This window comes from Pseudarthrobacter sp. GQ63, assembly GCF_059758765.1.
The window spans coordinates 76,847-90,047 of the sequence record NZ_JCAXEF010000008.1 but is presented as its reverse complement, the minus strand read 5'-3'; the positions used below and the strand labels follow the sequence as shown (position 1 = coordinate 90,047).

Annotated in this window: 13 protein-coding genes; 11 read left to right on the top strand and 2 right to left on the bottom strand. The window is 68.3% G+C overall.

Translation table 11 applies throughout. The annotated features are described in order from the left end of the window. The first annotated feature begins 40 nt into the window (after nt 1-40). A complete protein-coding gene (locus AC6CHP_RS14040; protein ID WP_498230540.1) occupies nt 41-2,452 on the top strand; it encodes a Tex family protein in 2,412 nt (803 codons plus the stop codon). A gap of 15 nt (nt 2,453-2,467) precedes the next feature. Here AC6CHP_RS14040 and AC6CHP_RS14035 read toward each other — a convergent pair whose 3' ends face one another. Beyond that, entirely contained in the window at nt 2,468-3,262 is a 795-nt protein-coding gene (locus AC6CHP_RS14035) for a ZIP family metal transporter (protein ID WP_188730841.1), read from the bottom strand. Nucleotides 3,263-3,373: 111 nt separating this feature from the next. Here AC6CHP_RS14035 and AC6CHP_RS14030 point away from each other — a divergent pair, with 111 nt between their 5' ends. Continuing rightward, a complete protein-coding gene (locus tag AC6CHP_RS14030) occupies nt 3,374-3,694 on the top strand; it encodes a hypothetical protein (protein ID WP_188730839.1) in 321 nt (106 codons plus the stop codon). A 28-nt stretch (nt 3,695-3,722) separates the two neighbouring features. On the opposite strand, the gene AC6CHP_RS14025 is transcribed toward AC6CHP_RS14030, so the two are convergent. After that, the gene (locus AC6CHP_RS14025; protein ID WP_498230627.1) at nt 3,723-4,484 is read right to left on the bottom strand and encodes a YqjF family protein; all 762 of its coding nucleotides are present in this window, start codon (nt 4,482-4,484) and stop codon (nt 3,723-3,725) included. Between the two features lie 255 nt (nt 4,485-4,739). Between AC6CHP_RS14025 and AC6CHP_RS14020 the strand changes: the two genes are divergently transcribed. The 9 genes from AC6CHP_RS14020 (at nt 4,740) to AC6CHP_RS13980 (ending at nt 13,183) form a co-directional block, all read left to right on the top strand. Continuing rightward, nucleotides 4,740-5,519 (top strand): glycosyltransferase family 2 protein, encoded by a 780-nt coding sequence (locus AC6CHP_RS14020; protein ID WP_229675368.1) that lies wholly within the window; start codon nt 4,740-4,742, stop codon nt 5,517-5,519. 2 nt (nt 5,520-5,521) lie between these two features. Beyond that, nucleotides 5,522-6,517 (top strand): glycosyltransferase family 2 protein, encoded by a 996-nt coding sequence (locus AC6CHP_RS14015; RefSeq protein WP_498230537.1) that lies wholly within the window; start codon nt 5,522-5,524, stop codon nt 6,515-6,517. A 98-nt stretch (nt 6,518-6,615) separates the two neighbouring features. Further along, a complete protein-coding gene (locus AC6CHP_RS14010; protein WP_498230535.1) occupies nt 6,616-7,707 on the top strand; it encodes a hypothetical protein in 1,092 nt (363 codons plus the stop codon). Nucleotides 7,708-7,719: 12 nt separating this feature from the next. After that, nucleotides 7,720-8,532: a glycosyltransferase family 2 protein gene (locus tag AC6CHP_RS14005; protein WP_498230533.1), complete on the top strand. Its 813-nt coding sequence runs from the start codon at nt 7,720-7,722 to the stop codon at nt 8,530-8,532. Continuing rightward, nucleotides 8,529-9,812 carry a lipopolysaccharide biosynthesis protein gene (locus AC6CHP_RS14000; protein WP_498230531.1) on the top strand — a complete coding sequence of 428 codons (1,284 nt, stop codon included), beginning with the start codon at nt 8,529-8,531 and terminating at the stop codon, nt 9,810-9,812. The genes AC6CHP_RS14005 and AC6CHP_RS14000 overlap by 4 nt, the downstream gene beginning before the upstream one ends. Beyond that, a complete protein-coding gene (locus AC6CHP_RS13995) occupies nt 9,809-11,587 on the top strand; it encodes a glycosyltransferase (protein ID WP_498230529.1) in 1,779 nt (592 codons plus the stop codon). Before AC6CHP_RS14000 ends, AC6CHP_RS13995 begins: the two co-directional genes overlap by 4 nt. Next, nucleotides 11,584-11,919, top strand: coding sequence for a hypothetical protein (locus tag AC6CHP_RS13990; RefSeq protein ID WP_498230527.1), 336 nt, complete (start codon nt 11,584-11,586; stop codon nt 11,917-11,919). Before AC6CHP_RS13995 ends, AC6CHP_RS13990 begins: the two co-directional genes overlap by 4 nt. Beyond that, complete coding sequence (locus AC6CHP_RS13985) at nt 11,916-12,134, top strand: hypothetical protein (protein ID WP_188730825.1); 219 nt, start codon at nt 11,916-11,918, stop codon at nt 12,132-12,134. Before AC6CHP_RS13990 ends, AC6CHP_RS13985 begins: the two co-directional genes overlap by 4 nt. Continuing rightward, entirely contained in the window at nt 12,131-13,183 is a 1,053-nt protein-coding gene (locus AC6CHP_RS13980; RefSeq protein ID WP_498230525.1) for a metallophosphoesterase family protein, read from the top strand. Before AC6CHP_RS13985 ends, AC6CHP_RS13980 begins: the two co-directional genes overlap by 4 nt. The last annotated feature ends 18 nt before the right edge of the window (nt 13,184-13,201 follow it).

The following is a 13,201-nucleotide window of genomic DNA, read 5'->3' as shown; positions in this document are numbered from 1 at the left end:
AGCAGTGGAGCCGCGCAACCCGGTAAGGCAAGATGTTCTGGTGACTCAACTGCCGCAGGCCCCTTCCGCCCCGTCCGCCTCCCCGACAACGGACGATGCCATCCATGCCCAGATCGCCGCCGAGCTGGGCGTCAAAGCATGGCAGGTGAAGGCAGCCGTTGAACTGCTCGACGGCGGATCCACCGTGCCGTTCATCGCCCGCTACCGCAAGGAAGCCACCGGGACGCTGGACGACACCCAGCTCCGTGAGCTCGACGAACGGCTCCGCTACCTCCGCGAACTTGCCGACCGCCGTCGTGCAGTCCTGGAGGCGATTGACGCGCAGGGCCAGCTGACGCCGGAGCTGAAGGCGGCCATCCTCGCGGCGGACACCAAGTCCCGGCTGGAGGACATCTACCTGCCCTTCAAGTCCAAGCGGCGGACCAAAGCGCAGATCGCGCGGGAAGCCGGCCTTGAACCCCTGGCCGATTCCCTGCTGAAGCGGCCGGACCTGGACCCGGAACGCGAAGCCGGCAAGTACCTCAACCAAGAACATGCCATCACCGACGCCGCAGCGGCGCTCGCCGGGGCACGCTCCATCCTGGTGGAGCGGGTGGCCCAGGACCCGGACCTGGCCGCCGACCTGCGGGAGCGGCTGTGGGCGCAGGGCCGCATGGTCTCACGCGTGAAGAAGGGGAAGGAAAGCGACGGCCAGAAGTTCGCTGACTACTTCGAGTTCGCCCAGGCCCCTGCGGGCATGCCGTCCCACCGGGTGCTCGCGCTGCTGCGCGGGGAAAAGGACGGCGTCCTGGAGCTGGACCTTGCCGAGGCAGATCCACAGGACGACGCCGCCCTTGCCGCCGCGCGCACGCGCTACGAGTCGGCGGTGGCCAGGTGCCTCGGGGTCGCCGACAGGGGACGTCCCGCCGACCCTTGGCTGATCCAGACCGCGCAGGTGGCGTGGCGTTCCCGCTTGCTGTCCCGGCTGACGGCCGACCTTCGCGGCAGGATGTTCGCCGCCGCGGAGGACGAAGCCGTCCGCGTTTTCGCGGCGAACCTGCGGGACGTCCTCCTGGCTGCCCCGGCAGGAAACCGGGCAACCCTTGGCCTGGACCCGGGTCTCCGGACCGGCGTCAAAGTGGCCGTGGTGGACGGCACCGGCAAGGTCGTTGCCACCGACACCGTGTACCCTCACGCCCCCTCGCGGAAGTGGGACGAAGCACTGGCCACGCTGGTCCGGCTGGCCCGGCAGCACGCCGTCGAACTCGTGGCCATCGGTAACGGCACGGCGTCCCGGGAAACCGACAAGCTGGCAGCCGAACTGATCAAGCGGCTGCCGGATGTGGACCGCAAGCCCCAGAAGCTGGTGGTTTCGGAAGCGGGCGCATCCGTGTATTCCGCCTCGGCACTGGCTGGGGCGGAGCTTCCGGGCATGGACGTGTCGCTGCGCGGCGCGGTTTCCATTGCCCGCCGCCTCCAGGACCCCCTCGCCGAGCTGGTAAAGATCGATCCGAAATCCATTGGCGTGGGCCAGTACCAGCACGATGTGACAGCCTCGAAACTGGACCGCAGCCTGGACGCGGTGGTGGAGGACTGCGTGAACGCCGTGGGCGTGGACGTCAACACAGCCTCACCCGCGCTGCTCAGCCGCGTGGCCGGCGTCGGACCCTTGCTGAGCGAGAACATCGTGGCCTACCGGAACGAACACGGCCCCTTCGCCAGGCGAAATGACCTGAAGAAGGTGCCACGGCTGGGTGCGAAGGCGTTCGAGCAGTGCGCGGGCTTCCTCCGGATCAATGGGGGAGCGGAGCCGCTGGACGCCTCCAGTGTCCACCCCGAGTCGTACTCGGTTGCCCGGAAGATCCGGGCCGCGGCGGGATCGGCACCGGCCTCCTCCTTGGACCCCCGTGACTTCGTGGACGAGACGTTCGGCCTGCCCACGGTCCAGGACATCCTGTCCGAGCTGGATAAACCGGGACGGGACCCGCGTCCCGCGTTTGCGGCCGCAACTTTCTCCGACGGGATTGAGAAAATTTCCGACCTCAAACCAGGGATGGTGCTGGAAGGAACCGTGACGAACGTTGCGGCGTTCGGCGCGTTCGTTGATGTGGGGGTCCACCAGGACGGACTGGTGCACGTGTCCGCCATGGCGAACCGCTTCGTCTCCGATCCGCGGGAAGTGGTGAAGTCCGGCCAGGTGGTCCGCGTCAGAGTTCTGGAGGCGGACCCGGACCGGAAGCGGATCTCCCTGACGCTGCGGCTCGATGACGAACCCGCCGCCGGACGCACGGGCACGGGGCGCGCCGGCGGCACCCCGCAGAACCCGGGACGCGGCAGGGAGCAGGGCGGTAGCCCGGGGCGGAAGGCGCCTTCGCCCGGCCGTTCCGCTGCGGCGCCCGCGCCTGCGAAGAGGGAAGCTCCCGTCAACACGGCCATGGCTGAGGCGCTGCGGAAGGCCGGCCTGGGCAAGTAGCTGTTGCGTGGAGGTTCAGGCGAGCGACAGGACGAACGCGAGGACAAACCCTGCCGCCGTGCTGAGGGCTACCGCGGGGCCGCCGTGTTCGTAGGCCTCCGGCATCAGGGTGTCCGCGAGGGACGCGATCACGGCTCCGGCGGCAAAGGCCAGCGGTATGGATATTGCTTCCGGATCGGTCCCGGACAGGGGCCCGGCGCCGAGCACGACGGCGATGACCAGCAGGGCGGCACAGGCCACCCAGAGCCCGATGATGCTGCCCGCCGACCGGCCCTGGCTCCGCATCGAGGCTGAACCCACCAGCGCTTCAGGGAAGTTGGAGACAAAGATTGCGGCCAGCAACGCCAGCCCGCCTGTTCCCTCACCTAGGGAGATTCCAAGGGCCATGTTTTCCGGGACGCCGTCCAGTGTGACGGCGGCCAGCAAGGCCAGTCCGGCCGCCCCGCTTGTGGACGCTGAGGTAGGGCGTTTGTCGCTTGCTGCTGCGTCAGTATCGAGCTTGGCGCTGCCCTGGACCTCGTCCGCCGCCGTGGCCTGCTTTGCGTCTCCGGGTTGTGCCCACCGGTCCAGCAAAGCGCTCAGGACCGTGAAGACCACCGCACCCAGCATCAGGCCAAGGGCGGCGCGGATAATGCCGCCGCGTTCGTAGGCGTCCTCGAACAGTTCGAAAGCGAGGGCGGTGATGAGGGCGCCGGCGGCGAAGGCCAGGAGCATGGCCAGCAGCCGCTTGGGCAGTTCGAACCGGACGCCGATCAAGGCACCCAGAACCAGGGCGCTGGATGCTATGACGCCAAACCACAGCGACATCATCCGGCAAGTATAGGAGCGTCCGGTTGACGTGGGAAGATGCCGCATTGGCTCAGTGGACACCTCCGCGGAGGCGGGCTTTCGGCGCCAGGGAGATTCTGCAAAGGTGGTTTCATGACGTATTTCCTGGAGTACACGATTCCCGCGGCAGGCGACGACGCCGGGTTTGATTTTCCCCACCACGAGATCAACCCCGGCACCACCATTCCGTTATCGGAGACGGGAGCGGAGACCGTGCACACCACGGAGCTGCCAGCCAGGACTGGCATCATCGGTGCCACCGTTCCGGAGGCGAAACTTGAAGCTGAACAGCTGATCAGCCACAGCCGCGCCTCTGAAGGCTCCCTCTACTTTGACCCGTCCAATTCGCTCCAGTCCGGGGTCGGAACGCTCGTGGCCACCTTCAGCGAGGGCCGGGGCTGGCAGGACGCGTGACTTCCCGGCGCTGGCTTTGCTCCCGGCCTTAACCCCGAGCGCCGGTGACCACCCTCGGCCAGCCGAACTGGGTCCGCACCCCCGGCGAGTACAGGACCGATTCTGGCGGGCCATCCACGTCAATGCCTGCCGAGCTGATGAGTCCATCGTGAAGATCGTGGAGATCAGCCTTGTGTAATGCCCAAGGTTCATGGGTGTTGGGGATGTGGATGGTCCGCCCGTGGAATCTGCTGTGCAGTCCGAACCGGGCTGTGACGTGGATGGACAGGGGGTCGTCAGCCACCGAATGTGGGTCGGGAGTGACGCTGAAGCGGCTGGACGCGCCTTTCCGGAAGCGGCTGACGGAATAGCCGCTGGGGCCGCCACCCACGTCTTCAGGCGGTGTTCCCCATGACCGGATGCGGGACCACACATACGGTATTCCCGCTTGCCGGGCAGCCAGGACAACGGGAAGCCGGTTCGCGTCAAGGCTCAGGAACACCACGCCCCTGGTTCCGTCCGGCTCCCGCGAGTAGAGGCGCACGTTGACCTCGTTGAAGCTGCCCAGGTACGGAATTCCGGGCCCGCGACCTATTCCGGCGCCCTTCATGCGGAAGCCGATGAGGCCCACCCAGGAACAGCCGTCGAATACGTCCGGCGCCACCCCTGGCGGCATGAACCGGGCAGCGGATGATTCCGGGATCCGCCAATGCAGGAAAACCGCGTCAAGCCAGCGCTGGTCCATGATGGTTGGCAGGGGCAGGCCAGGCGGATCGGGCCAGAGGGCAGCGGCGCTCGGGCGTTGTTCCATGGCCAGGATCCCTACGTAGGACGCGATATTAAAGCGAGTACACATTACTGGTGTCTACCTTGCGGGGCCGACCCTATGCTCAACCTACCCGGGGCCGAGGAAGGAACCAAGGCCCGGTGATTGCTCCTGCAGTGGGGCGTCCAGCGGCCGGAGTTCTCTAAGTCCAGTGAAGTGGTGAGGCGTTTGTCCATTTCCACCCAGCCCCCAAACTCTTTTTCTAAGCCTTCGGCCGCGCCGGAGGGAGCGTCTATCAGCGTGGTCATTCCCACCCTGAACGAGGCCCAAAACATCCCCTGGGTCCTTCGGCGCATGCCGTTGTATGTGGACGAGGTGGTGATCGTTGACGGCCGTTCCACGGACAACACCGTCGGGGTGGCCCAAGCACTGCGCAAGGACATCGTGGTGGTGAACGAGCTGCGCAAAGGCAAAGGCGTCGCGCTGCGGTCAGGATTTGCCGCAGCCACGGGCGATATCATCGTCATGCTCGACGCCGACGGAAGCATGGATCCAAGGGAAATCGGCTGGTTCATTTCTCCACTCCAGCACGACTACGACTTCGTCAAAGGCTCCCGGTACGTCACGGGAGGGGGGTCGGAGGACCTGACGTGGCTGCGGCGCACAGGAAACCGTGCGCTGACCGGGCTGGCCAACGCGGTCCTGCACAGCAACTACTCTGATCTTTGCTACGGCTACATCGCATTCCGGCGGGAGTGCCTGGACGTCCTGCAGCTGGAATCCGACGGATTCGAGATCGAGACTGAGCTGATCGTCAGGGCCGCCAAGGCCGGCCTCCGGATAGCCGAGGTCCCCAGCCTGGAGTTGAACCGCATCTCCGGGGCATCAAACCTCCAGACTTTCCGGGACGGCTGGCGGGTGCTGGGGACAATGGCACACGAGTGCCTCCTCTGGGAGGCCCCCACTGCCGGTGCACGTCCCGAGGCGCTGCGTCGCGTGAAGTACGCCTATGCCAATGTGAGCTTCCCGCGAACGCCCACCGATCCGATGAGTGTCCTTCCTGCCATAAGCGTGGCGTGAACATGACGCATGTTGTGTTCCCTACGGTCACCGTGATCATCTGCGCTTACACGGCTGAACGCTGGGTGTGGCTGCTGGACGTCATCGATTCCCTCCGCTTGCAGACCTGGGCACCCAACGAAGTCTTCGTGGTTGTTGACCACAACGAGGAACTCTTCGAGCAATTAACCAAGACCGTCGATGACGTCACCGTCGTCCGGAACACCGGCCCCCGCGGACTTTCCGGGGCACGCAACACTGGCGTGGGCCTGGCGGATTCAGACGTCGTCGCCTTTCTCGACGATGACGCAGAGGCCGCGCCGGACTGGCTGGAACGCCTGATCACCCTGTACGACGATCCCGAGGTGCTGGCAGTGGGCGGGCGGGTGGTACCTGTCTGGGAAAAGGGCCGTCCCGGGTACTTCGGTGAAGAGCTGGACTGGATCGTTGGCTGCAGCCACCGGGGCCTGCCACGGGTTGCAACCGAGGTCAGGAACGTCATTGGTGCCAATATGTCGTTCCGGCTCGATGTCATACGAACGGTGGGCGGTTTCAACCTCTCCTTGGGCCGGCGTGGTTCCATCCCGCTGGGCTGCGAGGAAACCGAGATCTGCATTCGGTCGAAGATGGGGGCGCCCGGATCCCGCATCGTTTACGAGCCGGCCGCGCTGGTGCGCCACCATGTACCCGCCAGCAGGGGAACGGTCCGCTACATGCTTTCAAGGTCCTGGTCGGAAGGTATCTCCAAGGCCCAGGTCAGCCACATCGTAGGGCACAAGCGGGCCCTGGGCCCCGAGCGCAGGTACGTCCGAAGAATCCTGCCCCGTGCCATCTTTGCAGGGATGAGGGACTGGAGCCGTGGCGATCCTGCCGGCCTTGGCCGCGCGGTTGCCGTGGTGGCGGTCGTGGCCTTTACGTCTGCGGGTTACTTCCGGGGACGCCACCTTGCCCACTTTCCCGGGCGCCCCCTGGACCAGCCGGTCCTGGCCGGGGTCAGTCCGTGGCGGGAGGTGCAGTGAACGTCGCCACCTGCCACCGCGACGCCACCGCGGACACCGTGGACACGGCCGGCGCCGTCCACATCATCTGACCGACACCACCCAGACAGGGGACGACAATGCGCACCTCGCAGACCAACGCACTGCACTTCGATATCCACGGACGCGTCACGATCCGCGTCGACGCCAAGGCGCCGGCAGCCCACCAGCTCCGGAGCATGCTGGCCTGTTTCGCCACCGACGCCGAGCGGCCGGCCGACATTGTCGTCGATGACCAGCCGGAGCCGATGCCTGATGCGGGCCTGCTCGAGCACGAGCTTGCCTATACGGAGGACAGCGTCCGCTTCAATGCCGACAGGGTCCAGGTGGTGAGGGACGGAGAACAGTGGCGCATCCACGGCGCGGGCGAGCTGCTGACCTCCGTGGTACCTGTCCTGGACGCCGCCATGATCGGCCGGGGAGCCGCCATGATCCACGCGGCAACAATGGCTTACCGGGGCCAGGCCATCGCGCTTCCCGCCGCCGGTGGCACCGGCAAAACGAGCACCGCCGCCAAGCTGATGCGCCGCGACGGGTGGTCGTTCATGGGTGACGACTGGGCCTTCCTCGCCGAGGACGCCACACTGCTCGGCTACGCAAAGCCTATGTTCATCAAACCCCATCACCGGGCCATCTACCCGCACCTGTTCGAAGGTGTCCGGAAGCCCCTCGTGCCGTCGCGGCTCTCGCAGAGCGTCGGCAGGCTCACAACGATCGTGCACCCGTACGTCATCCGTTATCCGCGTCTTGCGGACTTCTCCCGGAGATGGTCGCCGGAGCACCGCATGGTGACGGCGGAGACCGCGTTCCCCGGACGGAAAGTCACCACTGCGGCCCCACTTGCGGCCGCAGTGTACGTCGAGCGCTTCGAAGGCACACGGACCCGGATTCTCGAGCGGACAGCGGATTGGATGGTCGACCGCATGATCGGCAACTTCCATATCGAGATGGCGGGCTTTTCGCAACAAATTGTGACCGGCCTGGCGGCCACGTCCGTTGTCCCGTGGCGGGAGCACTTCGCGGCCAAGGGGGTCGTGCTGAGCAAGGCACTCGACGGACGGCCCTGCCACCTGCTGCAGGTGCCTTCCGCGTACACGGCAGACGAGGCATCGGACGACATTGTCCGGCATCTCGAACAGCTGCTGCCGTCGGTCCTCGACGAGCAGGCCTAGGGGGCGGACACCGTGGATCACAGTCCTGCCGAGGTCACCGCGGTTGTCCCTGCCCGCAACGCGGAACTTATGCTGCCCCGTTGCCTGGAGGCCCTGCGAGAGTCGGGGGTCGCCGAGATCATCGTGGTGGACGGATGCTCCACGGACGGAACCGTCGCCATCGCCCGTGCCGCCGGCGCCCGGGTGGTCAGCGACGAGGGCCGCGGCCTGCCGTGGGCGAGAACACTCGGTGTGCGGAACAGCAGCACCCGTTGGGTCCTGCTGGTCGACTCCGACGTGGTGTTCGGGCCCACGGGGGTCGCCGACCTGCTGACAGAGCTGGTGGAGGGCGGCTATGACGCCCTCCAGGCCGGGTTGGAGAGTGTCGGCGGACCGGGATACTGGGGACAGGCGCTCGCACACCACCATCGCACCGGGCGCAGCCGCAACTGGTTCGGGCTCGTCGCCACGCTCGTTGACCGGGAACTGATGCTGGGTATGGGTTTCGACGACTCGTTTAGGTCGGGGGAGGACATTGAGCTGCGCTGGCGGATGCGGGACTCGGGCCTGCGGACTGCTGTGTCGCAGCGAGTGATGGTCGAACACCGCTTCGCTGCAGACGATTTCGACTTCGCGCTCGACCAGTTCCTCATGGACGGAACCGGACTGGGCAAGATGATCCGCAAACACGGCTGGCGCGGTGCGAGGCTGGCGCTGCTGCCCGCCGCCGCGGCAGTCCGGGGCAGCGCCTTGAGCCTTGCGGCGGGCCAGCCCCGGTGGCTGCGCTACTACGTTGCCTTCTGCTGGTACAACTACGCAGGCCTGGCGCGGGGTCTCGCGTCGTGAGGGCTGGGCGGGGAACAGCCGAGACGGACGCCTCAACCGTCCGGCACTCCGCCCTGCGCAGCTCGCTCGGCCTCGTCGTCGCAAAAGCCGCCCAGACGGGCGCAGGTTTCGCTTTCTGGGTCGTGGCCGCGCGCGCTACGTCCGACCGCGAGGTCGGGCTCACCATGGCCGCGGTCTCGGCGGTGATGCTCTGCACGCAGCTCGCGGTGCTCGGTGCAGGGTCGGCCGTGATCGTCTCGGTGGGACGCGGGGAGCCGCCCGCGCGGGTGCTGGACGCCGCGTTCGCCATCGTGGGGGTGGCGGGCCCCGGACTGGCCCTCGGCTACCTTGTGCTGCAGGCGGCCGTGACGCCGGATACAGCCTCCCTGTCGGTTCTCTTCTGGCTCACTTTCCTTGTTGCTGCCGTCACCGGCACCCTGGTCATCGTGCTGGACCAGGCGCTCGTAGCCCTGGGACGAGGTGCCAGCGCAGCCCCAAGGTACGCGTTGGGCGGCGGCGTGGCACTCGGGGCCGCGGGGCTCGTGGCCTGGCGGGCGCACGGTGCCTCCGCCGATGTGCTGATGGCCTGCTGGACGCTCGGGACCACCGTGGCGTGCGTCGTGGGTGCGATCCAACTGCGAAGACTGGTCGGCTACCGGCCGAGGCCCACCTTGCGTGCGGCGCGCGGCCGTTCACTGCTGGCCCTGGGCCTGCCGAACCAGATCCTGACGCTGACCGAGCGCGCTCCCGGGCTGCTGCTACCACTCCTGCTCGCGCACCTGGTGTCGCCGGAGGCAGCCGCCTACTGGTATCCCGCCTGGATGATGGCCTGGGCCGCCTACACCGCTCCCATGCTGATGGGCATCGTCCAGTTTTCCGAAGGTGTCCGCGAGCCGGGCCGCCTGGTAGCCACCACCTGGGCGAGCCTCCGATGGTCGCTCGCCGTAGGAGGCCTGGCCGCCGTCGTCCTCGTCGTCTTTGCCCGCCCGCTGCTCGGGCTGATGGGCGAGCGCTACGCCGACTCGTCCGCGGACGCCCTGCGGCTGTTGGCGGCAGGACTGGTGGCATATGCCGTGCTGCAGGCCTACAACGCCGTGTGCCGGGCCCGCGGACGCTACGCTGAGGCGATCATCGTTGGCGTGACGCTCGGAGCCGCCCTCTGCGTCGGAGCCCTCCTGGCCGCCGAGCGTGGGGCCAGCGCCATGGCGCTTGCCTGGCTGGTGGTGCTCTCCATCGGTGCAGCGGGGGCCGGCATCCGGCTGGTGGCCGTCCTCCGGCGAGTCAAGCAGGACTCGCGATGACCAGCACGATCGATGCCCCCAGCCGTACCGAGCGACGCTGGAAGCTCCGCGACGTGGGGTGCGTTGTGGCTGGCGCCGCGTCCCTGGCTCTCGCCGCGGGGGCCGCCTCCACGGTGGAGGTACCCATTAATAGCGACCTAGGGCTCCTCGCCGTGCTGCCCTACCCGTTCTGGGCTGGGGTCCTGCTCCTTAACGTCGCCTTCGCCGTCGCTCTGCGAGGCGACGACGAGGGCCCGGCACGCCGCCCGGTCATGCTGTGGCTCATCGGGGTGCTCGTGCTCATGCTCTTCGGGACCGCGGCCTTCGTGACGGATATCCCGCGGGGGGAGGTCGCCTTCCGCCACCTCGGCATCGCCGACGCCCTCTCCGAGACCCAGGGGATCAACCCAGACATCGACGCGTACTTCAACTGGCCGGGCTTCTTCGCCCTCCTGGCGACCATCCTGGGGGCGACCGGCCTCGACCCGGTCGCCGTTGCCCTCTGGGCACCGGTTTTCAACATGGGTCTGTGGCTCGCCGCCATGGGCGTGCTGACACGTTATCTGACGCGCGATCCGCGGCGTCGGTGGCTTGCGCTATGGCTCTTCTGCCTCGGCAACTGGCAGGACCAGGATTACCTTTCGCCCCAGGCCTTCGGATTCTTCCTCTACCTTGTCGTCGTGGCACTGCTCGTCGGGCCCCTGGCCGCACGGGCCCCGGCCTTCGGCGGCTTCAAACGCACCGCCCTTGAATCGTGGTGGCGGCGGCGGTCGCCCGCCGAGCCGCGGCATGCCCACCGGGTAAGCGCCATCGCGGTGGTTATCCTGCTCGTCACGGTCATCTGCGCGAGCCACCAGTTGACGCCGTTCATGCTGCTCATCGCCATGATCGCCCTCACCCTGAGCGGACGTGTCTGGCCCAGCCGGCTGCCCCTGATCACCGCTGTGGTGCTGTCACTCTGGCTCGTCTACCCCGCCAGTGCCTACCTCGTGGGCCACCCGCCCCTGGAGGACGCAGGCCTGCTGGCCGCGGCCGAGGCAAACGTCGTCGACCGCGTGAGCGGGACCCCCGGGCACGTGTTTGTGGTCCAGGTCCGGATGGCCCTCACGGTGGTGCTGTGGCTGCTCGCGGCGGTGGGAGCGCTGCGCGACTGGCGCAGGGGGCGCCTCGACATCAGGGTGGTCCTCCTGGCTGTCAGCCCGCTGCTGCTTTTCCCCGCACAGCTGTACGGCGGGGAGATGCTCATCCGCGTTTCGCTGTTCGCGCTGCCCTTCGTGGCGGTCCTGGCCTGCTCGGTCCTGCTTCCCACGCATCGCACCAGGCGCCCCTCTGCCGGAGCCGCGGCCGGGCTAGCCCTGGCCTGCACCCTGCTGGCCATGCTGACCGTGACAGGGCGCTTCGGGAACGCCCAGTATGACGTCTTCACCGACGGCGAGATGGCCGCCGTCGTCGCCGCACAGCGTCTGGCGCCCCCAGGCTCCGCGATCATCTCGGCCGCCCACCCGACGCCTTGGCGCAGCGACTCCTACCTTGAGAACAAGTATCGGACGATCGACGAACTGTGCCAAACGGACTTGTCAGCGGAGGTGTGCGGCCCCCTCGTCTACAACTACGCCCGGCACAACCCTGCCGGTGCCGTGCTGCTGCTCACGCGCTCGTCAGAGGCGAGCCTCGTGCTGCAGGGTGCCACCAGCGAGAGCGGCTTCGCCGAACTGGAGGACTGGCTGGGGGCACAGGACGGCGTGGAGTTCGTGTTCGGCAACGCCGACGCACGTGCGTACCGGGTGGCGCCATGAGCGGCAGCGTCAACCGGCTTACCCTGGCGCTCGGTCTTGCGGCGGTGGCACTGTCGCTGGTGACGCTCGTCGGGCTGCCGACACCGCTGCAGGCGGTGGCGGCGACGGCCGTCCTCGTCCTGCTCCCGGGGCAGGCCCTGGCCCGGCTCACGCCGGTGACCGACGCCGCGCTCGGCGCACTGCTCGTCCTGGCGCTCGGCCTCGCCACCCTCACGGCGGTGTCCACGGCGATGTTCTACCTCGCTGTCTGGTCGTGGCAGGCGTGCGTCGTCACGATGGGCGCCATCACCGTCCTCGCCTGCCTGGCCCGCGCGCGAAGGGAGACGGCATGATGATCGACGTGTTGATCGACCTGGCGGGCCTGCTCGCGGCCGCAGCACTGCTTTTTACCCTCGTCGCGCTCGAGGTCCGGCGCACGCAACCGGACACCGGGCAGCCCGCGCGTCCAAGGATCCTCGGCCGGACCGTGGGCACCAGGGTGGTTGCCGCCATGTGGGTGATGTACCTGGTCCTCTTCCTTCCACGCGTGCTGGGACTGCTCGTATGAGCGGCGCCGCGCGGTGGCTGCTCCTCAGCGACCTCCATCTGGGCGTGACGGACCGCGATCCCCGGTATCCAGGCAGGATGCTGACCGGGTTCCTGCGGCGCGAGGTGCTCGCAGCCTCCGGTCCGCAGCAGCACGTCGCGTTCGTGGGCGACACGTTCGAGCTGGTCGGCTGCAGCGGGGACGGGAGCGTGGCCCGGCTTGAGTCCATCCGCGCCCGCCATCCCGGAACGTTCCAGGCGCTGGAGGAGTGTGCGGCGCGGGGCGTGCAACTGCACTTCGTGTGCGGCAACCACGACGTGGAGCTGGCCCGCCCCTCGGTGGCTGCCCGCCTGGCGGCGCTGCTGTCACCGGCCGAGCCCGCACGGGTCCAGGTGCACCCGTGGTTCCTGCACGTGCCCCGCGTGCTGGTGGCCGAGCACGGGCACCAGCACCACGCGCTGCACCGCATACCCGACATTCTCCGCGCTGCGGTCAACGGCACCGACGGACTGGACCTGCCCCCGCTCGCCGCCTGGAACGCCGATCAGTCAAGGTCGCGCCTGGGCCGTGCCGGGGCGGTTGCCCAGGCCTGCCTGGCGTCCGAGCGGGCGGAACGCCGCGTGCGGGAGCCCGCATACGCCGAGCTGTTGCAGGCCGAGTCGTTCCGGCTGGGGCTTGACGGGGTGGCTGTCCGGGACTTGGCGCGCCTGTCCCGGTTCCGGACCGTGTCCGCGCTCCCGGCGGCCGCTACCCGCATGGCGCTCGCGGCCGCCGGGCGCAGCGCCGCCGGCGGAAAGGCCCCTGCCGCGGCGGTCCGGGTGGCCCGTACCCTTGAGGCGCACGGTGCCGGGGTGGCCTGGTACCTGTCGGGCCATACCCACCGTGCCCTTGAGTCGTCCCTCGGGGCCTGCGCCACCCGGTACGTCAACACCGGCACCTGGTGTTCTGACGTGCGCGGCCGCGGGCCCGACCAGTCGGACCGCCGGGTATTCCCGTATGCCGTGGTGGACGTCGCCCCCGACGGCGGCACCAGCGGCGGGCTGCGGTACTGGCGTCCGGACGCCGGCTGAGCCGCACCGGCCGGCTGC